The organism is Paenibacillus endoradicis, from assembly GCF_024721975.1.
In genome coordinates, this window is the sequence record NZ_JANQBB010000005.1 from 276,802 (window position 1) to 301,201 (window position 24,400).

The 24,400-nt window shown below is 34.9% G+C and carries 17 protein-coding genes and 2 pseudogenes; 14 read left to right on the forward strand and 5 right to left on the reverse strand.

The annotated features are described in order from the left end of the window. Positions 1-83 precede the first annotated feature (83 nt). From NV377_RS17725 to NV377_RS17740, 4 genes are all read left to right on the forward strand, one after another. Complete coding sequence (locus NV377_RS17725; protein ID WP_258202127.1) at positions 84-1,001, forward strand: PDDEXK family nuclease; 918 nt, start codon at positions 84-86, stop codon at positions 999-1,001. A 780-nt stretch (positions 1,002-1,781) separates the two neighbouring features. Next, positions 1,782-3,242 carry an AAA family ATPase gene (locus NV377_RS17730; protein ID WP_258202128.1) on the forward strand — a complete coding sequence of 487 codons (1,461 nt, stop codon included), beginning with the start codon at positions 1,782-1,784 and terminating at the stop codon, positions 3,240-3,242. Continuing rightward, on the forward strand, positions 3,235-4,074 hold the full coding sequence (locus NV377_RS17735; protein ID WP_258202129.1) for an HNH endonuclease: 840 nt from the start codon (positions 3,235-3,237) through the stop codon (positions 4,072-4,074). Before NV377_RS17730 ends, NV377_RS17735 begins: the two co-directional genes overlap by 8 nt. Positions 4,075-4,398: 324 nt before the next feature. Further along, the gene (locus tag NV377_RS17740) at positions 4,399-4,584 is read left to right on the forward strand and encodes a hypothetical protein (RefSeq protein ID WP_258202130.1); all 186 of its coding nucleotides are present in this window, start codon (positions 4,399-4,401) and stop codon (positions 4,582-4,584) included. 123 nt (positions 4,585-4,707) lie between these two features. Here NV377_RS17740 and NV377_RS17745 read toward each other — a convergent pair. Then, positions 4,708-4,830, reverse strand: a pseudogene (locus tag NV377_RS17745) (DNA alkylation repair protein); the annotation flags it as partial. 694 nt (positions 4,831-5,524) lie between these two features. Here NV377_RS17745 and NV377_RS17750 point away from each other — a divergent pair. The 5 genes from NV377_RS17750 to NV377_RS17770 all read left to right on the forward strand — a co-directional run bounded on the left by NV377_RS17750 (position 5,525) and on the right by NV377_RS17770 (position 14,796). Beyond that, on the forward strand, positions 5,525-8,071 hold the full coding sequence (locus tag NV377_RS17750; RefSeq protein ID WP_258202131.1) for a UvrD-helicase domain-containing protein: 2,547 nt from the start codon (positions 5,525-5,527) through the stop codon (positions 8,069-8,071). A 354-nt stretch (positions 8,072-8,425) separates the two neighbouring features. After that, a complete protein-coding gene (locus NV377_RS17755; RefSeq protein WP_258202132.1) occupies positions 8,426-10,246 on the forward strand; it encodes an ATP-dependent nuclease in 1,821 nt (606 codons plus the stop codon). 3 nt (positions 10,247-10,249) lie between these two features. Continuing rightward, positions 10,250-12,118 (forward strand): ATP-dependent helicase, encoded by a 1,869-nt coding sequence (locus NV377_RS17760; RefSeq protein WP_258202133.1) that lies wholly within the window; start codon positions 10,250-10,252, stop codon positions 12,116-12,118. 213 nt (positions 12,119-12,331) lie between these two features. Next, a complete protein-coding gene (locus NV377_RS17765) occupies positions 12,332-13,960 on the forward strand; it encodes an AAA family ATPase (RefSeq protein WP_258202134.1) in 1,629 nt (542 codons plus the stop codon). Positions 13,961-13,965: 5 nt separating this feature from the next. Continuing rightward, a complete protein-coding gene (locus NV377_RS17770; RefSeq protein ID WP_258202135.1) occupies positions 13,966-14,796 on the forward strand; it encodes an HNH endonuclease in 831 nt (276 codons plus the stop codon). Between the two features lie 311 nt (positions 14,797-15,107). Here NV377_RS17770 and NV377_RS17775 read toward each other — a convergent pair whose 3' ends face one another. Both NV377_RS17775 and NV377_RS17780 read right to left on the reverse strand, forming a co-directional pair. Next, entirely contained in the window at positions 15,108-16,031 is a 924-nt protein-coding gene (locus tag NV377_RS17775) for a hypothetical protein (protein WP_258202136.1), read from the reverse strand. 199 nt (positions 16,032-16,230) lie between these two features. Beyond that, positions 16,231-17,577 (reverse strand): HNH endonuclease, encoded by a 1,347-nt coding sequence (locus NV377_RS17780; protein ID WP_258202137.1) that lies wholly within the window; start codon positions 17,575-17,577, stop codon positions 16,231-16,233. Between the two features lie 380 nt (positions 17,578-17,957). Here NV377_RS17780 and NV377_RS17785 point away from each other — a divergent pair. The 5 genes and pseudogenes from NV377_RS17785 to NV377_RS17805 all read left to right on the forward strand — a co-directional run. Beyond that, positions 17,958-18,761, forward strand: a pseudogene (locus NV377_RS17785) (ComEC/Rec2 family competence protein); the annotation flags it as partial. A gap of 166 nt (positions 18,762-18,927) precedes the next feature. After that, positions 18,928-19,476, forward strand: coding sequence for an RNA polymerase sigma factor (locus NV377_RS17790; protein WP_258202138.1), 549 nt, complete (start codon positions 18,928-18,930; stop codon positions 19,474-19,476). Beyond that, complete coding sequence (locus NV377_RS17795; protein WP_258202139.1) at positions 19,473-20,477, forward strand: anti-sigma factor family protein; 1,005 nt, start codon at positions 19,473-19,475, stop codon at positions 20,475-20,477. Before NV377_RS17790 ends, NV377_RS17795 begins: the two co-directional genes overlap by 4 nt. 272 nt (positions 20,478-20,749) lie before the next feature. Further along, the gene (locus NV377_RS17800) at positions 20,750-21,700 is read left to right on the forward strand and encodes a helix-turn-helix transcriptional regulator (RefSeq protein ID WP_258202140.1); all 951 of its coding nucleotides are present in this window, start codon (positions 20,750-20,752) and stop codon (positions 21,698-21,700) included. 59 nt (positions 21,701-21,759) lie between these two features. Beyond that, positions 21,760-22,296 (forward strand): GyrI-like domain-containing protein, encoded by a 537-nt coding sequence (locus NV377_RS17805; RefSeq protein ID WP_258202141.1) that lies wholly within the window; start codon positions 21,760-21,762, stop codon positions 22,294-22,296. Positions 22,297-22,369: 73 nt separating this feature from the next. Here the strand turns inward: NV377_RS17805 and NV377_RS17810 are convergent, their stop codons facing one another. Beyond that, entirely contained in the window at positions 22,370-23,422 is a 1,053-nt protein-coding gene (locus tag NV377_RS17810) for a TlpA family protein disulfide reductase (RefSeq protein ID WP_258202142.1), read from the reverse strand. A 91-nt stretch (positions 23,423-23,513) separates the two neighbouring features. Beyond that, on the reverse strand, positions 23,514-24,275 hold the full coding sequence (locus NV377_RS17815) for an AAC(3) family N-acetyltransferase (protein WP_258202143.1): 762 nt from the start codon (positions 24,273-24,275) through the stop codon (positions 23,514-23,516). Between the last annotated feature and the right edge of the window lie 125 nt (positions 24,276-24,400).

The window sequence follows — 24,400 nt, forward strand, 5'->3', positions numbered from 1 at the left end:
ATTAATCTCAATTGCTTCACTTTAGTAAATTAGATTTGATAGAATGAAGATTAAAAGCGAGTATATTAGAAGGAGGTTATAAAATGCCAGTTTTAGATTTCAAGGAGATTACTCAAGCCAATCTAGCAAATGGTTTACAGGATACTTTTGAAATGTTTGCTCGAGATTTTTTTATTATGTTAGGATTCCAAATTAAAGAAGGACCTGACCGAGGCCAAGATGGTGGAAGAGATTTAATAATAACAGAGAAGAGGGAAGGAATAATTGGAAACACTGAAATCGATTGGCTAGTGAGTTGCAAGCATAATGCTCATTCTGGAAGGGCGGTTTTGAATAACGATGAAATAGATATTAAAGGAAGAGTTGAGGCTCTTGGTGCTAAGGGTTTTATCGGCTTGTATTCAACGATAATTAGTTCGCCACTTGGAAGGACATTAGATGGTTTAAAACGTTATTTTGATGTGAAGGTGTTTGATCGTGAATTAATAGAGAAAATACTTCTTGAAAACCCAAAAGGAAAGATACTTGCAAAGAGATATTTTCCGGTATCATTCTCGAAGTGGGAAGAAGATCATCCAAGACCAGCTAATATTTTTTTTGAGTATGAACCTTTATTGTGCAAGAATTGCGGGAAGGATTTATTACCTCAAGGTGATGGGATTGTCGTTTTTAAAGAAGATCCTGAAACTGAAACTTACGTAGCATTCTTATGGTGTTGCAAGGGAGAATGCGATCGCATCTTAAAGAATAAATATCGTTCTATGGGGTATGTTGATGCAGGTTGGGAGGACATATCAGATATTTTGATACCTGGAAAGTATTTGGCTTGGAATATGGCTATTTTGAACAGATTACATGAAGACATTGATAAATATAACGAAGAAGCGTTCTCAAGCATAAAGCGGTTTATTTTAAGAGCTTCTCAGATGGTTCTTAGGAACCAAAATGAGGAGCAAATCCGAAGATTAATGAGCTTGGCATCGCTTCCTGATTATATTTGAACTAAAGCATAAATTTAATGGGATAAGATTGATCGATAAATTACTTTTAAGCACTTCTGAGCAACAACATGCTAAAATGTATGTGTACCAGTTAACCCCGGAGTCTAACGTGGAGCATATAAGACTTTTATAGATTTTTTGTGGTAATTGATACACACTTAGAGGATTTAGCGTATATAGAGCAGTGACCTCTCAAGGAAACAGCTGCCCTAATAGGTCAGGAGCCAGTAGGTAGCACCTTCTTGACTTCTTTAACAGAAATGAGGCGCTCCTTGTTTTTGGCATGGCACAAACTAATAAATTATCCAACCTGTCGATATGACAGGTTTTTACATATAAACATAGAGCTTAACAGAATAAATAAAGAAAATCTTTCTATCCGATATTAAGGTTCGATCTCTGTGTTTATTTTGGGTAATGTATTGACTCTGAAATCTTACATGTTACATTGGGCCAATTTTGGAGTTCTTAAGAAAACATGGTTAGTCAGGGACTAATGAATATAAATAGGGTGTCATACTACACCTGTTTACTTCAAATAAATAAAACGCAATAGTTGCTCATGATAATGTACAATTAAAGATTTACACGAAGTTAATAGAATCATTGTTTTAAAAATCTATTTATTCATCTTAGCATATTGAAGGAGAAAATAGATAGGATTTAGAATGTTCCTTGTGGAAACTTATGTAAGTAACGTAAGAGAGTGTTTTATTAGCGAAATATAAAAATCGTAATTCCATATTATTTTTTATTTATCTTGAAAGGAAGATATTAATAATGATCTTTTATAAAAGCGAAACGTACCATGCTCCCTTTGATGCAGAATATCCTTGTGTGGTATTAACAGTTGATACTTGGGATGACTGGTATCGTTATGAAACATTATTTTCTTTGAATTATCATGAATCCAAAAACAAGCACGAACATATAGGAAGAGTAAAAATTTATAAAATAGACACGTTAATAACTCGCAATGTAATGGATGAAACCTTTAATCAACTAGATGAAGATTATTGTTCCTTAGGACAAGACCTTGAATATTATGAGAAACTTGCTAAATTAGGTTTGATTTCAAAAGAGATTTTGTTTGCATTAAGGGATTCAGCGATTCATCAAGATATAAGAAAAAAGTTTGAAAATTTAGATGCATTTCAGAACTCGTTACTGAGATTTAGTGAAGCAGAAAAGGCGCTAAACCAAGCAGAAGAGGATTTCTTCGGTAAAAATCCAGAAAAAAGAATATTTGAATTCAATTTTTCGTGTAAATTAGAATCTGCAACTATGGACCACTCAATAGATTTCAATTTTAAAGAAGATAAGAGGCTCCCGTTTAGAATAAATGTTTTAATAGGTAAAAATGGAACTGGGAAAACTCAAGTATTGTCTAAGCTAGGTAATGTTCTAAGTGGATATAAGCATAATCATGGGATCTTTACACCCTCAAGGCCTCTATTCAGTAAAGTAATTGCTATATCCTATAGTGCCTTTGATAACTTCGAAAAGCCCCACCAAAATGAATATTCAGAAAAAGGAAGTAAAAGTGTATTTAGTTATATTTATTGCGGTATTCAGGGGGGAAATGGTGTCTACACGCTAGAGGAGATAAAAGAAAACTTTCTTACTTCTTATAACAAAGTTGTAAAACAAGGAAGAAAAGAACAATGGAGAAAGATCTTAGAACATATCATTGAGAAAGAACATATTCATATTCTTGACCAAATAGAACAAGGTAATTTTGATATACATATAAGTTCAGGACAAAATATCATCCTATCAACTATAACTGATGTTATTGCCAACATTGAAAACGAATCAATTCTATTATTTGACGAACCTGAGTTACATCTTCATCCGAATGCTATGTCAAATTTAATTAGAATGTTCAATGTACTTTTAGATGAATTTAAGTCATATGCAATTATTTCTACACATTCTCCAATTATCATTCAAGAAACACCATCGAAATATGTACATGTCTTCAAGAGAATCCAAAATACACCAACAGTAAAAAAACTTGATCTTGAGTCATTTGGGGAGAATCTTAGCAATATCACAAATGAAATATTTGGTGTTAAGAACATTGAAAGTAATTACAAAGTTTGGCTTGAAAAAATGGTGAATGATGAAAATCTTACTTTTGATGGAATTCAAGCTATATTTGAAGACAATCTTAGTTTGAATGCTTTAACATATCTAAAAATCTTATTCAAACAAAAAGGAACACATAAAAATGATTAACTTAAATCCTCCACAACACATTGGTATCTCTTTGTATGATGATATTACTAGTAAAAAAAACAACGATAGAAAGAATAGATTAGGTAATTTAAGAAGCCTTGTAAATCAAAGATATACCGAATACTTAACAAAAATATACAATTTACATGAAATAATTCCTCTTTCTCATCTCTCAGATGAGGAAAAAATAGATCTTCAAAGTTGCTATAGTAATAATGTTGAACTTAACAAAAAAGAAATCATTATTAAGAAAATGCAGACAATCTCTATGCAAGCAGTATGTCCTTATTGTGGAATCAGCGAACCTGATACTCTAGATCACTATCTTCCTAAAGGTACTTTTCCCGAGTTTTCGGTCCTGTCCATTAATCTGATACCTTCATGTGGAACATGTAATAGAAATAAGGGAGAAAAGTGGCTGGAAGGTGAAACTAGAAGGATCATTAATTTTTATTATGATCAACTACCCAATGAAAAAGTACTCAATATTCATATTGAATATGTTCAAGAATCTGATATTCCAGTTATTTCTTTTTCGCTCAGCAATGAAGTCGGAATCACAGAGAGCTTCTTTAATACAATTGAATTCCATTATAGAGATCTACATCTATTTGAGAGATTTAGTAAACAAGTCAGTGATAAATTCACAGGAATATACCTTGAACTTTTAGAAGGTGTTTCTGTTTTATCAATTGAAGAGCAAAAAGATAATATTCAAAGAAGAATTAATTCATTAACGAAGAGATATGGTCTAAATCATTGGGAGGTATGTTTGTACGAAGCAGTACTTAATTCAGATTTTTTTTTCAATAGAATATATCAACGCAATTAACAGCGAAACAAAATTTACATCGGTTGTATATTGCATAATAAAAGTCCAGAGTAATATGGCATTAAAAAATGACACATGTAGCATCCAAAATCCCTCAAATCGTTAAGATTGCTTTGAGTTAACGAGAGGAGACAGAAAAGGTTGCTGAAAAAGCCTCAACAGCACTATATCAAATTTTCCGGAAAATCTGAAAGGCTTTCAATTGATGAAATTGATAATCAAGTAAAGGTGAATTGGAGAAACGTAAAGAAATATGAGGATGAATTCAATTGGAATTATCCTTTAGTAAAGAGAATATGAAAACTTCCTGTTATGGATCCCTATATGGAAATAGTAGAAACCTGGCTAGAAGAGGATCGCTTGTTACCCCGCAAGCAAAGACATTTAGGAGTACGCATTTTTCAACGACTAAGTGAGGAACATCAGTTTCCTGGTGGACAACGTACTGTACTGGCCTATGTCAGTCGACGTCGTGAAAAAATGGAGCTTTCTAAAGCAAAAAACTTATGAATGACTAGAGCATCCAACGGGTGAAGAACAGGTAGGTTTGGAACATATAGCAGATTTGATCCATAAACATTCATTTATAGCAATTCGTACACTTTGTGATTATGTTACTCCTGTTCATGAACTATCTTTATTAATGTCCTTTGCGATTTTTCGTATGTCGCCTAGCTTAGTTTTACTATTGATCTGAGGTAGAATGTTTTCTGCTTTTGAAGAACGTTTTATTTCTGTACGTTTATTTGCATTCATTTTATACAACTCCTTTATTAAAGAACAGTTTCATAATATGAGCTTGAGGTGATCTATCAAGAACTTAATTTCGTTATAAGTCTTATTGCAGTGGTGTGCCTCCCTCCAAAGTATTAATATTGTAACATATATCGTATTAAAGCTTTCTCCACCTATAATATAAGAGCAACCATCTTTAATATAATAATAACACTTACTTCCTTTTAATCGGATACGAAATGAACATTCCTTTTTAAAGGAAATTCTCCGTTAGGTTAAGAACCTTTGGCGTATTAGCCCAGTAATTGAGTTTATTAAAAATTTATTCCAACCAGTATTGCAAAATAAGCCCCGATCCACAGAAAAGCGATTATAAAAAGGGATATGCCAAGCCATTTCTGCAGATTCGACTGTTTCGAACGGAATCCCTCCTTGATAACAATATTACCGCATAACGGGTGTTACCCTCATCGCACTTTTAACTAATCTGCCCAAATAGTTTATTACCTGTCGCCAGTCTAAAACTTTATTTTTCAGTCTAATACTATTTTTTCGCTGGACAATAGACTCATTACTTGAGTCACATCCACAGTTCTTTTTTTCTATTTCTGATTGAAGAGGATATAGGAATTTCTATTTTATTTAGGTAATGATTTCCGCTTAAACAGGACAGTGGTACAATATGGTTATCACCTATGATGGAGGAACTAAGATATTGAACAGATTGATAGGTAAATTAACTGGAAGAGATAAATTACTAGGTCAGTTAAACCAACTTTCAAAAAAAATGAACGAGTTGGATATCGAACGAAATAGAATTCGTTCTGAACTTAACAAGGCTGCTGAAGAACGTGCCGTAGCGAATAACGTAATCATTAATTTGAAGAAGTCACGAAGTGAATTTGAAGAGAAATATAAAAAGCTAAATCAGGCTTTCCATAATAAAACGCAGGAAATGGAGAAATTGAGTAAAAAGTACGTTGTTCTATCTTCTACTAATTCTGAATTGACAAATGAGGTTACCGCGCTTAGGGAGGAAACAAAAGCGGCTAACTTTAGGCTACATGATTTGGAACAGGAAATGTCGTTTTATGAATCAAGATTCGGTAGAATGTTGGAATCCCCAGAGTCCGTCAACTCGGTACATGCTACTGATTGGGATTGTAACTTTTTTGAAGTGATAGAGAAAATCAAGGGAAATCCTTTCAACGAAAACCAAGTTGAAGCGATTCGATATGATATGGAGAAACATCTGCAGATTATTGCCGGAGCTGGAAGTGGAAAGACAGAAACTATCTGCGCAAAGGTCGCATACCTTATCCAAATGAAAAAAGTTAATCCCAATCGGATTTGCATGATGACATTTACTCGCAAGGCTAAAGAGGAAATGGAAGGACGAGTTAATCTTTTCCTCGGAGTAGACAATTCAAGAGTTAATGTGAGTACCTTTCATGGCACTTTTATGAGTTTGTTTAATCAGTTGAAGAGGCAGAATCCTGCTTATGCATCAATAGGAATTCAAGGGGGAAATGCTGATGAGGGTGAATTTGAGTATAAAAAAGAGCTTCGTAAACTCATTAACAAACACAGTCTATTTAAGTTTGACAAGTACAATGAGAAGACGATTTTCGAACGCGTGAGCTTCTGGACTAACATGGGGTTCTCGAGAGGCCAAATGACCGAATACATCGAAAAGCATTTCGACAGCGTTATTGATGATAAGGAGGACATTCCTGTTAGTGTCCGGTTCAATTTAATGCTTGATGAATTGAATCAGACAAGAAAAGATAAGAAAATCGTTGTTTATGATGACTTTTTAATTAACTTGTACAATGCATTGCTTCAATATCCAGAAGCAAGAGACTTCGTTCAAGACAGGTATGATTATATCTTCATTGATGAATTCCAAGATATCAATCCTCTACAAATGGAGACAGTTAAGCTTATTTGTCCCCCAGCAAGTACATCGAAATTAATCATAGTAGGAGATGATGATCAGTCAATTTATATGTTTAGAGGTTCAGAGCCTAGTTACATAAAGGATTTTCCAAAGACCTATAACACTCATGAAATAAGGTTGATGAGAAACTACAGATCAAAGCCTAATATCGTTAAAGCAGGGAATTGGGTAATCTCTTACAATGAGCATGACCGGATTAAAAAATCGATGGAGTCTTTTCATAAGGATGATGGCGATGCGGTGATAGTAGCATGTTCGGATACCAAAGAAGAAGCTCATTGGATTCTGACGAGATCGCAGGAGATCGGTAAGCTAGAGCCATTTGAACTGGAAGGTATCGTCGAGCCCATTAACTACACAAAATCGACTGTGTTATATAGATCGAGAAGGCAGCTTCAGAGTATGTTCCAAGCCTTAGATGTTAGAGGAGTTCCGTATGTAATTGAAAAAATGGATGATGTAATGGGAATCTTTTCTATTCAAGACTTCCACAATATATTTAAAATGTGGCAGGAGTTAGTGGCATCGCAGGGTAATAAGCTTCAGTTGTGGAGGTCGATTTTAACTAATGCGCTGGGACATTACTTCGTCAATAAGAATGCAATTGTGCATTGGTATGAGAATCTGGATGTTACAACTTTCTCTGATGTGATTCAAGAAGCTTTATCTTTGGTGGTTGCCAAGACAAGAAATAAGGAGAAAGATACTGTACCGTTAAAGCAGTATCTGTCGCTTTTAGTTGACCTAAAGCAGGATAAACCAGTTAACATGAAGGCAGTAGCAGAGTACTTTTTAGATTTTCCAAGAGTTAAGGAAAACGTAACGGATGAGGAAAAAGACTGGATTTTTAACGAACTAGAAAAATATAATGCTTGGACTGAATTGTTTGGGTTCTATGAAAGAATGCTGAAGCGAAAAGAAGAAATGAAGGGGAATCTGGAGAAGTATCATGACGAAAAGTATAACGCTTTGTATTTCTTAACGATTCACGGGAGTAAGGGGTTAGCCTTTGAGAATGTGTTTGTTATTGGCTGTAATGATGGAGGGTTACCGTCAAGCCATGCCGTAGAGCTCAAGTTTGTGGATGTCCAGTCTTGTAGAGAGAAGGCTGAGCCACCTACTACAGAGGAAGAAGAGCGGCGATTAATGTATGTTGCGGTAACTAGAGCCCAAAAGAAATTGTATGTCACTTTTCCCAAGACAATTCAAGATAAGCCTTGTGGAAGGTCAAAATTTTTAGGAGAGCTTAATCTACAAATCCTTGATTGTAACAATGTAAATCCAATTTGCCCTACAAAATGATAGAAGTATGCTAGGAATAGTTGGCACAATGCCCGGCATTATTAACATGGAATCATGATTCTCCAGAAATAATTCAAGATATAATTACAAACTAGGGTTAAGCAACTTTGAAATTGTGATTTAACATCACTGTGGGAGCGCAGGTGTTATGCTGTAGCAGCTTGGTGAGTTATAAACATACTTGCTACAATTATCTCTACACAATTTGGAAGAAAATTTCGGAATACGACAAAAGGATTCAATAAGTTCTTCTTAGCAGTACATAACTTTGAATATACAGATAGGTGTAGGTTGAGTTTTCTTATTGTACGAAATATATAAGCAAATACTATAAGAATATTGAGGTGTATGGATGTGAGGATTAAACAATTAATAATTAATAATTTTAGAAATTTTGATGAGAATGTAAAAATTGAACCTAAAATTGTAAATGGGATGGATATTATAGTTTTAGTTGGCGAGAATAATGCGGGAAAAACGAGCATCCTGACAATTCTTCACCAAATTTTTAACCCTGAAAAGTCTATCAGAACATTGGATTTTCAAGAAACTGATTTTCATGATATTGATAAACCAATTGAGATAAAGGTCACCTTTTCAAAACTGAATGAAGATTTGCTTTCCCAATTTGTTGGAATGGTTGACATGGAAGAAATAGATGGTAAAGATGAATGGGTATTACCATTCATCTTTACAAGTACTTTTAATAAAAACACTAATGAAGCTGAGCCATCATTGGTATATGAAAGGCATTCAGATCGAAATGTGTCATTTGCCGAAAAACGATTAATATCTTTCTATTATCAAGATGCATTGAGGGATTATCGTGCAATAAAATCAAATAAGGGAAGTTTATTTGGTCGAATCTTGCAACAAATTGATCTTTCATCGGAAGAAAAAGTTATTATGGAAAAGCTCGATGAAGCAGGAGTCTCTTTAAGAGAGAATGCAGAAATTAGTGAATTTATTGAAGGTGTTACAAAAGTAACAAAGCAGATTATTGACTTACCAAGTAATAGTGAAGCATTGCGCCTTTCGGTAGCTGCAACTTCTTCATTAGATATCAAAAAAAATATTCAATTACAACTTAAGCATAGGAATGACAATAATTATCTAAATGTTGAACAACTAGGATTAGGGCTTCAAAGTGTTTTGACAGTAAGCGTGTTTAGAGCATTCGCTGGTACAGGTAAATTGCGTGAAGGAATCTTCGCGATTGATGAGCCTGAATCCCATTTGTATCCTCACTCACAGAGATCTATGTATCGAGAGATTATGGAGTTATCAAAAATGAGACAGGTGTGGGTAGCAACACATTCTCCATCCCTTCTTGAATGGATCAATCCTAGACAAATCTGTTTGGTTAGAAGTAAATCTAATGGTAGTTCTTCATGTATACAATTACCAGCAAGCTTTCCGGAAGAACATATAGCCTCGTATGAGAAACATTTAGATGTTGGTAAAGCTGATGCTTTCTTTGCTAAAGTTGTTCTTCTTGTTGAAGGTCCAACAGAACAGGGCTTGTTTCCAGCTTTGGGATTGGTATACGCAAGTCAAAGCCCTGAATATGACTTGGATCGAAGTGGAGTATCGGTTATCAATGCAGGAGGGAAAAATAACATTAAGGCATTAATAAATCTTTTAAAGAACTTTGAAATTCCCAGTATAGCAGTAATTGATTATGATTCTAAGGATAAGAAACATGATGAGGAATTGGAAGAGCTGAAGTCTGTTTCTGATAATGTTTACGAGTTGCCAAGATCGGTGGACATGGGAGATATCGAAGGCTATGTTTGCTTGAATACTCCTATTAATAAATTAATTAATTTCTTACAAGCAATTCTTCCAAAAGAAAGAATCAGTGATCTGTTTTCTGATTTAAAAGGAGCAATCAATAAAATTGATAGTGAAAAAGGAGAAATATTGAAGGAATTACGTAAGACTGATGCGGAGTTGAGTATGTGCATACCGATTATTGAAAGTGTTCCTGAAGCTGAACAAAAAGTGAGAAAAGCTTTGGCTGACGCTTTCCGAAAAGTGAAAGGTAGAACGACTGGGAGATTGATCGGTGAGTATTTTCAAGAGTGTTTTTCTCAAGAATTTAAGGAAAAAACACTTGAAAAAGCAATTAAACTTGCTGGATATCAGTTAAATCCTTCAGGGATGGAGGAATAGGTAATGAAATGTTTAGAAGACTTAAATCTTAAGCAACGTACTGCGGTTGAGTTTTTCGAACGAAACTCAATGGTTTTTGCAGGTCCAGGAACAGGTAAGACACGTGTAATTACTAGAAGAATTGCTTATTTGTTTGAATCAGGTAGAATTCCTGAATCTAAAAATGTATTAGCTATAACATTTACTAATAAAGCAGCAAATGAAATGAAATCTAGAGTTCAAGATTTTAAGGTAATTCATAGGCAAGTTAGGATAGGTACCTTCCATAATTTCTGCATGTGGGTACTTAAAGCTTACGGTGATAAAATTAATCTTAATCGTAATTTCACTTTTATATCTCTATCTCAACAGTCGTATTTAATACGTCAAGTAGTTAATGATTCGGGAATAAGGATGCTTCCAAATGATTTTAAGAATAGAATTAGTGCTATGAAGAACGCTTCTGTTGATTTTAGTGATTATTTTGATAAGACACGAAATGGTGTAATTGGATTTCATGAGGCTGCTACTGAATATCAAAAGCGACTTTATGAAAACAATCTAATAGACTACGATGATGCGATACTTCAAACGGTGACGCTGTTCAAGAATAAACCGAAAGTACTTGAACTTTATCAAAATGCTTTTCCTTATGTATTAGTTGATGAAATGCAGGATACAAATCAAATGCAGCTTGAGTTAATTCGTTTGATTGGAGCTAATGCGAGTCATGTAATGGCTGTTGCAGATGACGATCAATCAATATACGGTTGGAGAGGAGCGATGTCAACCGTAATTGGAGATTATATTCGAATACTTGAAGCGGATACGATTATTTTAGAAGAAAATTATCGCTCACCAGAAATAGTGTTGAAATTAGCTAATCGTTTGATTCGCAACAATAATGAAAGAACTGAGAAAGAATTAGTTGGACGATCAAATGAACCAGGTGACCACATTGAAGCTAAGCAATTTGATACTTGGATCGAAGAAGCTGAATGGGTCACAGAAAAAATTAAAGAGCTTAATACAGAGGGACTTGATTATCGTCAAATGATCATTCTGTATAGGAAACGACATCCTTCTCTTAAGGTTTTTGATGAATTGTTGATTCAAAACGAGATTCCTTTTCAACATTTTGGAAAGAATTTTAGTAATAAGAAAACGTTATTAAAAGATTACATTGTAACTGCCATGAAGCTTTTATCAGATCACAATAATGAAGTTATTATGTCTTCATTTTTATCTGATGTATCCGAGCGTTTTGATTTAGGTACAGATTTCGAGCTATATGAGGCATACAAGAACTCCTTAGAAAGCGTTACTTTAGAGAATCTTTCCGTAATAGATACAGAAGATTATATTGAAAAGATTATTAAGGAAGTGGCAGTATACTGTTTATCTGTTCAGAAATCAATATCGTTTGTAAAGATCTTTGATGACTTGTTCGAAGTTCTTCGATTAGGATCGGATCTAATTAAAATGGATGAAGGAAATAGACACGAAGAAAAGCGACATTTAGATTTGATAAGAGAACGTATTGCAAAGTCGAATGCATCTAGTATTTCAAATTTGTTAGCAGAGATAGATTTACAGGATGATTCAAACCATATTGATCAGCTTTCAAATAAGGTAGGAGTTTCAACGTTTCACACTGCGAAAGGCCTTGAATACAAAGCAGTCTTTATAGTTGCGTTAGAAGATCATTTTATTCCTGGGAGAAATACTGGTGCAGCAAAAGAAGAACAGGAAGAACGAAGAGGGCTATACGTAGCAATCACGAGATCCGAAAGTAAATTGTATTTAACATGTTCTAAAAAACGAGAAAATTGGAATGGTATTGTTGAAAATGTTAAATTTTCTAGATTTTTTAAAGACATGGATACAAAATAGTGAAATCTTGGTCGAAAGCAAACTCAAATAGAATATGATTGGTCCACCTAAATATCTAATTGAAGTTGCTTTTCGCGAAGATCATTTTATTATGGAAAACCTCTATGAGAATTAGATTAAATTCTTTTGGAAATACACACTTATTATTGTGGTTATATTGTGATTAATTACTGAAATGAAAATATCAATTATGAATAATAAGGAGTGAAAGTGTTGCTATTTAAAGTGCTTCCTGTTGATGCAGATGTTAATAAAGAGCCTAATGGTTATATGTATCTAGTAACCGATAACTGGAATGATTGGTGGCAATACAGGGTTTTGTATCAATTGTATTATAAAGATCTGAGAGATGAAGTTACTTATATAGGCTCTGTGAAGTTTGGGGAAGTGGGGATGAAAGAAGATCAAGATAGGGTTAGTATACCAACTGAATTTGAATATCTTGAAGATAAATTTTTCTCTTTAGGGCAAGATTTCTATTATTATGAGAATCTAAATCGCCTTGGTGATGAAATTAGAGATGAACTCTTGAAAAGGATCAATGACATAGCATTGGATCTAGTATCGTTTGAACGGGTGAAGGAGCTTAATGTTACATCAGTAGCTGTCCTAAGAGATGTGAAGCAAAGAATGATTAGAGAAAAATTTCATTCTCTGGCAAAAGGGGAATCTTCATTATCTAATTATGATTTTAAATATGTTGTACCGAAACCAGCCGATGATAATATTAATTACGAATTATCATTTCTAACTGACCCGGATTCTAATCCACCAACTAATCTATATGCCATCATTGGTCGTAATGGAGTTGGTAAGACCCACTTACTTAATCAAATGGTTGAATCGCTAATAGAACCGAATGAAAATAATCCAAGGAAAAGTAGATTTTATAACAACATTTCTGATGAAAAGTTATTCAATAATATTATTTATGTTTCTTTTAGTGCATTTGATGAATCAAAATACTTAAAAAATCAACGTGGTAATAAAAAAAACATTAGGTATTCATATATTGGATTGAAGAAAAACTCTTCAGTTTCTAAAAAAAATTCAATTGAAGAAGTAAATAATGAAAGGGTAATAACAAAAAGCACTCAAAGGCTTCGAAAAGAACTTACATTAAGTTTATGGACGTGTAGAAAATTACCATCAAAGAGAGCTCGTCTTTTGCAAGCGATTGAGATGCTAAATACGGATCCGGTTTTTTCTGCCTCAGGAGTTATCGAGTTACTTAAGACTACAGAATTAGAAACTAATACTTATGGTAGAGCCAGGTTTGAAATGAGAGATTTATTGTTAGATGAATTAATCCTACTTGAAGAGGACTTTAAAGAACGGGCTATGTTATTTGCCAAAAAGTTAAGTTCAGGACATAGTATTGTACTCCTGACAATATCAAAGTTAATAGAAGAATTAGAAGAATCAACCTTAGTGCTACTAGATGAACCTGAATCTCACTTACATCCACCTCTATTATCAACGTTGACGCGAGTCCTGTCTAGACTACTAATTAAACGTAATGGGCTTGGTATAATTGCAACTCATTCACCAGTGGTATTGCAAGAAATACCTAAAAAGTGTGTTTGGATTTATCATCGAAGTGGTAATAATTTGAGTTTTGATAAACCAGAAGTCGAAACTTTTGGAGAGAATATAAATATTTTAACTAAAGAAGTATTTTCATTTGAACTTACTAACTCTGGATTTCATAAATTACTATACGATGTAGCTGAAAAGACAGATAGTTACGAAGAAGCGTTGGAGTACTTTAATAATGAACTAGGGATGCAAGCTCGCGCGATACTAAGGGCATTGATGACGGGGGAGAAAAGGAAGAAATGAGGAGGGTGAAAAAACCGAGCTATACTACAACTGATGTTTTTAATAAATGCATAAGTAGAGTAAGGAAGCGGAGTCTAAAAAAGAAGTTTAATGATGTTTTACCATACATAGAAGATGCAGCAGTTAAATATGAAGTTATGGCAGAAAATCAAGAACTTCATTTATTTTCAGATGATCTTTGTAACAATCATGATGTCACTATTAAAGAAATGGAAACTATATATACTGAACGTATGGTGGATAAAGCTTCAGCAGGTCGAGGTATCTATGATGAGATTATGAGTTTGTCTATTAATTGGACCTGTCCTGCCTGTGGTCAAAGAAAAGTATCGTCATTAGATCATTATCTACCTAAAGCATTTTATCCTTCCTTAGTAGTTACACCTTTTAATCTAATACCTTCGTGTGATCAATGTAATAAAAAGAAATTGGATCGGGTACCTGAATCGGTTGAAGAGTCGACTCTACATCCATACTATGATGAAATTGGGAATGATCGATTTTTATTTTCAAGAGTTATCAAATCTACTCCACCGGTAATCGATTTTTACATCAAACCTCCAGAAACATGGGATGAAATAAAAGCTAAAAGAGTTCAATTTCACTTTGAAACTTTTGAACTCAATTTTCTTTATAGAGTACACGCCGTTGACGAGATAATGGGGCAAATAGAATATTGGAACGATTTAAGTAAGTCAGAACTAAGTGAAGAATTGAGTAAACAGGCGAGAAGCAGATCAAAGTTTCAAGCAAATTCATGGCAAACAGCATTTTATGAAGGAATGTCAAAAAGTCCATGGTTCTGTGATAAAGGATTTAATCAATTTCTGATTTGAGTATAATTTGGAATCATCCCATAATTACTAAATTCTGGAATGATTAAGTGTAAGCGTAGTTGGAGAAAAAAATGAGGTTATTTAAATGCCTTGGTACTACTTTGTGACAGCAGTAAGTACTACACATTCTGATCGCAAAAGAATTATACTAATTATAGTAAGGTTTAAAGGGAAAAGATATAAATCTTGTTGAATACATAAACACCGGCAAACTATTACTGAAAAATAAATCCTAGACTGCCGGTGTTTAATTAATTTAACCACGTTTATGCTATGAAAAGTAACTTATAAGATTTGTGACTTTGTTCTTCTTATTTTTCGATATTTTCTACAATTGGCCGCAAATCATTTTTAATAAAGTTCCTTAATTTATCTGGCTGATCATGTATGATTGTTTTAAAGTTCCCTGTAACTAGAGAAGCTGATGTAACAACCATTGACGTAACTATATCTTGAGATAACAATCCTAGTATTGATAAAGCATTACTAATTGCCCATAAAGGCTTTTCAAATATACTTTTATGGACTCCTGTTTTTAATAACATATCATTATATTCCCTGATTAACTCATCTGTGTTTTCAAAGTTCTTCTCTTTAAATATTAATTCTCTTAATACACTTAATCCACTCTTATCACGTAATTGTAAAAATTTTTCGATATTAAAATCTCCATTTTGATAATGTTCTTTGAGATCTGGTAATCTATTGATCTCAAATATTTTTGTGCTTTGCCCTTTATCAAAATACACTTGTAAATGATCTATCTTTTCAAGAGTTTGAAGTTGGGGTGCAGAGGCATTAAAAAAATTACAATTTAAGACTCTAATTGCATCGTGTAAATCTATGAAACCACTAGTTACCTGATTACTAATTAGTTTAAGAATTAATTTTTCGTCGGTTACCCGTGTATATATATGTATCTTAGATATCAATTTTTTGGCAAAAATATCAAACTCTAGATTGGTATAATCAAAACGATCATATCTGAAGTATGGTTTCATTTCAGAAAATATGAATGATTCATCAACGTAATAAGCTATTAATTCTAACTCAGGTAGGTCTAATAATAGTTGATGATATTTTTTTGGGGTGTTCGGAAGTACTTGAGTGATAAAAGTGAAATAATCTAAACAAACCCTGTCGTAAATAAGCAAAGAAATAATAAAATGATTAAAGGCTCCTACTTTTTCCAGATTTTTTGCGAAATAAATATCTCGATTACTTTGTTCGTTCATGTTTTGTTCACTCCCTCTTATAATTGTTCATTTTATCATTTAACTCAGAGTAACATTTCTATCATAATTCCAGTAATTCGAAAAGGACAGATATTAATAAACATACATTCCTTTTCGAAGTGAAATCTAGTAATACAAATAAGAAGGATTATAGTAATTAACCGAGAATCTTGACAAAGAACATGTTATAGCCGAGGCATCAAAGGGATTTCCGCATCACTTTTGCTTGCTCATCAAATTGAATTAACTGATCAATTATTAATTGAGCAGGCAGTGCTATATGTTTAACTATTTCTAAACTGGAAATAGCTAGTCCGATTGAGTCTTCTAGTTCAATTATAGCATTGTTCATCAGATCGATTAGTATATCTTGTTCAGACTTGGAAATGAGATATCCTGTTATTTGGGAGTGGGTTTTTATGATATTTGTAATAAAAGAATGTAGTTCGTCCTTATATTCTTCAAGAAGTTCTTTTTTTAAATGACTGTGTCCCTTGAAAATCTGCTTCATACCTCGTAATAATTGTGCTATCTGTGCATTTAGTCCAAGCATATTTTGAGATAGCTTCACTAAATCCTTTGCAAAATCATCAAATACCATAGCACGATCTACTTGAACTGACGGTGGCAATGTGTCCGAGAGTGTCCATAACAACGTTTCTAATTTTCCACCTAGTGAGGGCTCAGCTACAAACAATAACTGATAGGGACCTTCATATTCATTCGATAAAATTATCCAACGATTTATTTGACCAAGAATCACAAGCCTGGCTATAATTTGCTTTGATTTAGGTAAATAGTGCACTTCTACCGCATTATAATCAAGGGTTTGTTTAGAATAGGCTGCGCAAACATCAATGACGATATTATGAGTGAGTACAGCAAAAAAGTTCCAATCTCCAATTCCATATCGACTAAAGTTTAGCACTACTTCGGAGACAGACTTTTTAAAGTTAGTGTCATAAAGGGCCATGCACTTCAAGATTGTATGAATTGTAGAACGTGTTTCTAATAGAGGGTCAATAGATGCTTGTAGTTTGACCGAGCCTGCTGGTTTTGTATGAATTTTTACTTGGCGTATATCATAATTTAATTGATTGATCTCATCTTCTCTTAGGTTTCTATCTAACTTTTTAGGAAGTTGCTCATTCAACAATCGTCTTAAAGAAGCTTTATTTGGAGCTGTACCGCTGAAGTAGAGTTTGCCATCCTCAACATATGAACTAAATGAAGGTGTTTCTTCTGGTTTGGCTCCCGGTCGAAGAACTAAATTGTCATCAGTATTAATAGTAGGTGGTTCTTTGTGTCGTTCGCCTCTTAAAGACCAAACATTCATTGGGAATATCGTATAGGGGAGAAATGCTTTATCAACTTCTAAACCAAATGCAGCATTACAATCGTCGCAGATCAAAGAACCCGTCTTATGTTTACCAGTCCAATTGGAATTGAAAATATGCTCTTTACTTCCAGCTGGAAGATGACCTTCACAATAAAAACATGCTGTCCATCTCTGTGAAGTTGGAATAGATACCTTAAGATCGTTCACTTAAAAATCCTCCTACCCTCATGACCTTCAGGGAATATTTTATATTTATATTTACATAAATCAACTCGCAGTAGCAAGTATTTTAAAATCCTATTAGTACAAAAAGATGCCAATTACTCCGTATCTGTAACTATATAGAATAGCACCAAGCCAACCTACAACTTCACTCTACGAATCTACTACTAGATTTTTGTGTAAAACGATAGATTCTTTCAAGTATGTTCATTTAATATAATCTCGACTTGGAATTTATCTGGATTTTAAGATAGACATTTTTCTCATCGTTTCAAAATTAAGATGAGAAATTTTTGTATACTCTATATGATTACTAAGAAAAATTAAATATCTCAAAAAAAACTTGCATATAACAAGGAGATGCAAGTTATATTCGAACACCGTCAGGAAAACATATATTAATTGATGGTGGAGGAACGGTACAATTTGGAAAACAGAAAGATCAATGGAAGTTAAGACAAGATCCATTTGAAGTAGGTAAAGATGTTTTAGTCCCCCTCTTAATGAAGCGGGGCGTGCATCGACTAGATGTACTTGTTATTTCCCATCTAGATTCAGATCATATCGGTGGTTTAATTGAAGTGTTAAGGACGATACCTGTTGAAGAAATATGGTGGAATGGCAGTTACAAAGAATCGGAGGATATTAAGGATTTATTTAAGCTTATTATCGATAAAAAAATTACATTACGAAGTCCAATTATGGGAGAAAAGATTGAACTTGATAAAGCAACTACATTTGAAATTTTATGGCCTTTAGTAGAAGCTACGACAGAAATTCAAATGATTTCTGAGCAAAATGAGCAAAGTCTAGTTTTTACCATGCATCTATTCGACCAGACCTTTTTGTACACTGGCGATATTGGTGAACGTGCAGAAGAAAATATTGTTAATTACTTGTATAGTAATAATGAAGAGATTAACAATATAGCAGTGATGAAAGTTGCACATCATGGAAGTCGTTATTCGACGAGCTACTCATGGCTTTCCTATTTTGAGCCAAGAACCTCAATAATATCGGTAGGTCGCTATAATGTATATGGTCATCCACATCCATTAGTCTTATCTCGATTAGAACAATATAATTCTATCATTTGGCGCACTGATCAACTCGGAGAAGTGAAGCTTCGAGTTACAAATGACGATATCTATTTTATGAACTGGAAATAAGAAGTGTACGTACGTGATATAATTTGATATGCTTTTAATGAAAGTTTCTGAGATCAAACTGAAAATGAACTGAAAATTATAAATTCAAAAAATAAAATTGAAAATAGTTGCAACCTTCTTTTATATTATTCCGTCAATAAGGTTGCATGAGAGGGGGAGCTTTCGCGTGGTAGAGCCTTCACTGATTAAAGCTGCTCAATCCGGAGATCGAGAAGCATTAGTCACTCTTTTGCGAGAGATAGAAAACCATGTGTATAGAACCGCATATTATATATTGAACAATGAGCAAGATGCTCTTGATGCTTCACAAGAAGCGTTAATTCGCATATATACCAAAATTGAAACATACGAAGAAAAAGCTCAGTTCAAAACATGGGTTCAACGCATTGTTACAAATATTTGTATTGATAAGTTCCGCAAAACTAAGCCTACAATTTCTATCGATGAACATGAAATTGTATTTCAGGATAAGAGTTGTGTTGAGCATGATGTAATGGCAGGTTTTGCAATAGAAGAAATTAAACATGCAATTGATCAATTACCTGAGCATCATCGCACAGTAGTGATTTTAAGGTATTTGCAAGATTTCTCATACAATGAGATTGCTGTATCACTTGATCTACCTTTGAACACTGTAAAATCTTATTTATTCCGAGCACGGCAACAGCTGCAACATTTACTTCAAGATTATCAGAAAGGTGGTGTAAGAGGATGAATTGCACAGAGGTTGGTGAATTGATGCAACGAAATTTAGATTACGATTTGAGTGAGTTAGAATTAGAAACATTAATGACTCATTTAAGCGACTGTGCCCAATGTACAGTTTTGTTCGAAAAATTAACGTTATTATCAGGAAGTTTAGAGCAATTGCCTCGTGTAACCCCTTCCATCAGCATTGTTGATGCTATATTGCCAGAACTTGAAAGAATTGATAAAGAGAAACGTAATTCATTAATCGTAGCTAAGCAAAGACGTACTAGATGGTTCACTTCTGTTGGTAGTATAGCTACAGCTGCAGCGATTGTTGTACTTATGGTTAATTTGAATGGCATACCGGCTACCAATAACTCGTCGGCAACTGATCTGGCGATGAAACTTAATGTTGAAAATAGTACTGCGAGCGAACCAACTACAGATCTCTTTATTGCAAGTCAAGAGGACGCAGAAAGTGAAGATGCCTTATCACCTAGGTTGAGAGCATCAGATTCTGTGGAACAATATGCTCTTGAATCGGGCTCAACCCATAACTATGCTCAAAGTGATGATGTTTCAGATAAGAATCAAGGTGTAGAAAGCACCGCTGTAGCTCCTACATTACCTAGCATTAAAAAAGATTCTTCTACAGAAAGACCAAAGGATACTTTATCTACTGCTTTTGTCCCTACATTAACAGGATCCTTAACGGAAAAAGTAGATAAATTAGGAGTATTGAATGAACTTGCTACTACAATTCAAGCTCAATCTGGGGAAGCTGAAGAAGTAAATGTGCAACAATATTTAAGTAATGATGAAAAGGTCTATTTAAAGTTTGAAGAGCATACAATATCGGTGTATGAGACAAGTTCAAATCAAATAATGAAGCAATGGGATCTACCACAACAAGGTTTATTTGAATTTATTGAATGGGATAATGAAGGCAAAAACTTTACTTTTCAAGTAACTGATGAAGCGGGACAAATTACTAGTTATACTTGGAAATTAATTGAACAACAATAGTCACACAAATGAGCTACTATGCGTATACTACACTATGTCAAAGTCTACGACAGGGTCTACCGTCGTATGACCATTCTAAAGCTAGTACCATGGATCTAGCTAAGAATGTTAACATAATAACAAAGGGATGTTTTCATTATTATGAAACATCCCTTTGTTTTGTATGTCATGCTTACTGCAACACATTGTTGCTATGGATGTGAGGAAGTTGTCCCAGCAACAACAAGTTTTAATTAGCAAGTTTAAGATATAATAAACACTGGAGCTGTGATATGAAATTAGATCGTTTATTATCAATTGTGACCATGCTTTTAAATCGCAATATTATCCAGGCAAAGGAACTGGCTGATCGTTTTGAAGTTTCTGTGCGTACAATCTACCGGGACATCGAAGCGATTAATCAGGCAGGTATCCCCATTGTCACTTTTCAAGGAATGAACGGGGGAATCGGACTTGCCAAAGGATACCGGCTTGATCGCAATGTATTAACAAATGATGAATTAGCGGCTATAATCACAGCGCTTCGGGGCATGTCCAATTCGTACATTAGCCAAAGTAATGAACAGCTTGTTGAGAAAATAAATAGTATCATCTCTCCAGCTCGAGCAGCAGAATTTCACTTGAAGTCGAATCATTTAATTATCGACCTTACTCCTTGGGGTAGCTCCGGGAGTCTTGAATTTAAGTTGCAGTTAATCAAGCAAGCAATTGAACAGCAAACACGTATGAGATTTAATTATTCCAACGCCAATGGGGAGCTGACGTTTCGAATTGTCGAACCTTATACTCTCATATTGAAGGGAAGGCATTGGTATCTTGAAGCCTTCTGCCTCAAACGAGGTGAATTTCGCTTGTTCAAGCTACTTCGAATAAAAGACCCAATTCTTTTGGAGCAAGTCTTCACAAGAGACTCAATGCCCATACGAGAGAATAGTGTAGGTGAGGAGTGGGTTTCATCGCAAAACTCAATCGAAATTACACTTTGTTTTCAAAAAAATAGGCAGCATCTTGCTGAGGAGTGGTTTAGTATTGAGGAAATTCTCATCCAGGAAGATAGAAGCATCCTTGTTCGACCAATTTTCCCTGAGAATGAATGGTTGTATGGATTTATTCTTAGTTTAGGTCCTGATGTCGAGGTGCTTGAGCCACTACATTTACGTCAAATTATTGAGAGTAGAGCTAGGAAAATAGCAAATATATATGGATCGTTAGAACAAACCTGACAGATAGTTGTCAGGTTTGTTCTTTTATAATTGCAATATAACTAAGAAGGAGTGATACAATGACTACTGAGATTCAATATGGAGGACATCAAGATCCGAAATCGACCCATCTCCAGCCATTAAAAATTGAAGAAAAGGATAGCATAATATTAGCAGGTATTAGTGTCATAACGACTAATGCAGAAGAAGTTAGTGGAAAAGGACAGCTTGGGGCGTTATGGACAAAATTCTATACGGATGATGTTAGCTCACTTATAGCGGAGAAAGCAAGTGATGGCGCTATTTATGGATGTTACACTGATTATGAGAATGGTGCTGAGGGACGGTATCGGCTGCTCATTGGTATGAGAGTTCAGAATATAGATAACAAGCCAGCTGGGCTGGACTTTGTCATAACTCCAGCAGCAAAATATGCTGTGTTTACAACATCACGTGGTCCGATTCAAGAGGTAGTATTTCAAGCGTGGAATGCTATTTGGCAATGGTCGGAAACATCCAGTATGAAGCGGACCTTCACAGGTGACTTCGAATATTATGATGAGCGCAGCGCAGATCCGGCTAATGCACAGGTCGATATCTATATTGCGATTGAATAAAATAAGAAGGTCGTCGTAAATAAAGAAGTGCTATCGCGCAAGGTAATAGACCGTACGGGATAGCACTTTAATTTTAAATATCCAGTATTGCTTTCCTCATACTTTCAAAGCTTATTGCACCTACTTGCTGTTTTTGAATGATTCCCTTTTCATTCAAAATAAATGTGGTTGGATAAGCAGATACTTTATACTTCTTACTGACCGTGCCTGTTTTATCAAGAATAACAGGAAAACTTAGTGATCTCTCATCCACATATTGTTCAACGTCACGTGTATTATTTTCTTGACTCGTTACATTTACAGATAGTATCGCAACATCCCCGCCTTGATAATGCTCGTATAGCTTCTCAATATGTGGCATTTCTGCTTTACATACACGACACCACGTAGTCCAGAAGTTAATGATGACTTTTTTCCCTCGATAATCGGCCAAATTCACAGAATTTCCTTGTACGTCTATAAGCTGGAAGTTTGGAGCACTCTGTCCATTACGAATACCGATAACTGCATGGTTCTCCTCATCTACAAGTTGAGTGGATGTTCGATCTGAGAATATTCCATCTTGTATCTGATCATGCACCATACTACCAATGAGCCCTATGACAAAGGCTAGAGAAAGTAGCTGAACTGTGTAACGAGCTGTTATTTCTCTAGAAGGATTATGCAATAATAGCAACAGCAAGATAGAAAGAAGCAGAATTACATAATGTAAGAGCTGTGAAGAGCTAGCTAATAAAAGCTGTGCCGCACTAAATAGCAAGGTCCAGCCCGATATCATGATTACTGTGAACGCAGCAGCATGACGATGCCCTAGTTTAAACTTGAAACGATAGCCGATATAAATAACGGCTACTACAGTAGCTAGCCAGAAGCCTTTAGAACCTCCGTCAAAGAAAAGAAGTGCCTGCGGATTACGAATAAAGCTCAACGGGTCGAAGAGAAGTAGACTGCCCTTCCAGATGATCATCCATATGAAAACGGAATTCCATGCATATGACTGTAATATTTCCTTTTCTGAATGTCCCCTGCTTCTAATACGAACTGCCAGAACACCCATTATTCCAGCCATTAAATAGATAAGCAAATCCATATTTAATACTAAAGGACCAAGTTGAAGGTTTTGCATCTCATATTCTCCTTTCTTAGCCTTTGCGTTTGATTAATAATCTTTAAGTGGTAAAGGTAAACTGATGTTCTTCGTTGTTATTGGTTGCTATTTAATCTTGTAGAGGTTCGTTATCTGAAAATAAATCTGGATTTTGCAGTAGCATATCGGTCAGTATATGTGTTAATTTCACAGTGTCGCATACCCACATATCTGCATCGCCAAATGGTGCTTTGTAAATTGCACCTTGCTGCTCAAGTAGACTTTCTACCTTCCAAAAATGCTCTGACCAAGATAACCCGTGGTGTCTTCGAGATGGAACCTCTATTTCCGTTCCATCAGGTAGAATCGTATATAGGTTCTCATGACCAACTGTCATCCTTCCTGGTATGTCGATCCATTCCTCTATTCCGTGAATGAATGTATTCCTCCGTTGGTCAACACCTACTAACAATATCTGTGCTTTTCGATCAAGTAGTTTTCCCCAAGCTGATTCGCGGTGGCAAGGTGTATCGAACCTCTCCGCACCAGTTATAAATGACTCTGCATCCTGGCCTAAAGCAGCGACGGAATGAGTCGGATGGAGTGAGCGTAGCACACCTTCTCGTTGGCGAAACAGTTCAGGTAAAATACCTACACATACTGGAGACGATTCAACATAGAACTTAGGGCTATCTGCATTGACGTAGGACCATGTATGTGTCGGCAAGACTAGTAGCCCCTCTTGCATATATTGTGACAGGGCATCCAAGACGGTATCTGCTCCGCCTGCAACGTCGCCGATGCGTTTCATCGAGGAGTGCATTAGGATGGTACCATATTTATCAATTGCTGCATTTTCAAGTTGTTTCATTAGACTATGTTTAGTGTGCAAATCAATTCCTCCAATGTATATAATGAATGGTTAACTTCCATTATACCTAAATGTATTGGAACAAACGACCTTTAGCTTATGTGCTAGAACAAAAATGAAGTTGCTATTATATCTAAACCGAACAA

Excerpts from the sequence above, each read along its gene's own strand:
- NV377_RS17725 (WP_258202127.1), top strand. The coding sequence starts at position 84 with ATGCCAGTTTTAGATTTCAAGGAGATTACTCAAGCCAATCTAGCAAAT.
- NV377_RS17730 (WP_258202128.1), top strand. The coding sequence starts at position 1,782 with ATGATCTTTTATAAAAGCGAAACGTACCATGCTCCCTTTGATGCAGAA.
- NV377_RS17735 (WP_258202129.1), top strand. The coding sequence starts at position 3,235 with ATGATTAACTTAAATCCTCCACAACACATTGGTATCTCTTTGTATGAT.
- NV377_RS17740 (WP_258202130.1), top strand. The coding sequence starts at position 4,399 with ATGGAAATAGTAGAAACCTGGCTAGAAGAGGATCGCTTGTTACCCCGC.
- NV377_RS17760 (WP_258202133.1), top strand. The coding sequence starts at position 10,250 with ATGAAATGTTTAGAAGACTTAAATCTTAAGCAACGTACTGCGGTTGAG.
- NV377_RS17775 (WP_258202136.1), bottom strand. The coding sequence starts at position 16,031 with ATGAACGAACAAAGTAATCGAGATATTTATTTCGCAAAAAATCTGGAA.
- NV377_RS17795 (WP_258202139.1), top strand. The coding sequence starts at position 19,473 with ATGAATTGCACAGAGGTTGGTGAATTGATGCAACGAAATTTAGATTAC.
- NV377_RS17800 (WP_258202140.1), top strand. The coding sequence starts at position 20,750 with ATGAAATTAGATCGTTTATTATCAATTGTGACCATGCTTTTAAATCGC.
- NV377_RS17805 (WP_258202141.1), top strand. The coding sequence starts at position 21,760 with ATGACTACTGAGATTCAATATGGAGGACATCAAGATCCGAAATCGACC.
- NV377_RS17810 (WP_258202142.1), bottom strand. The coding sequence starts at position 23,422 with ATGCAAAACCTTCAACTTGGTCCTTTAGTATTAAATATGGATTTGCTT.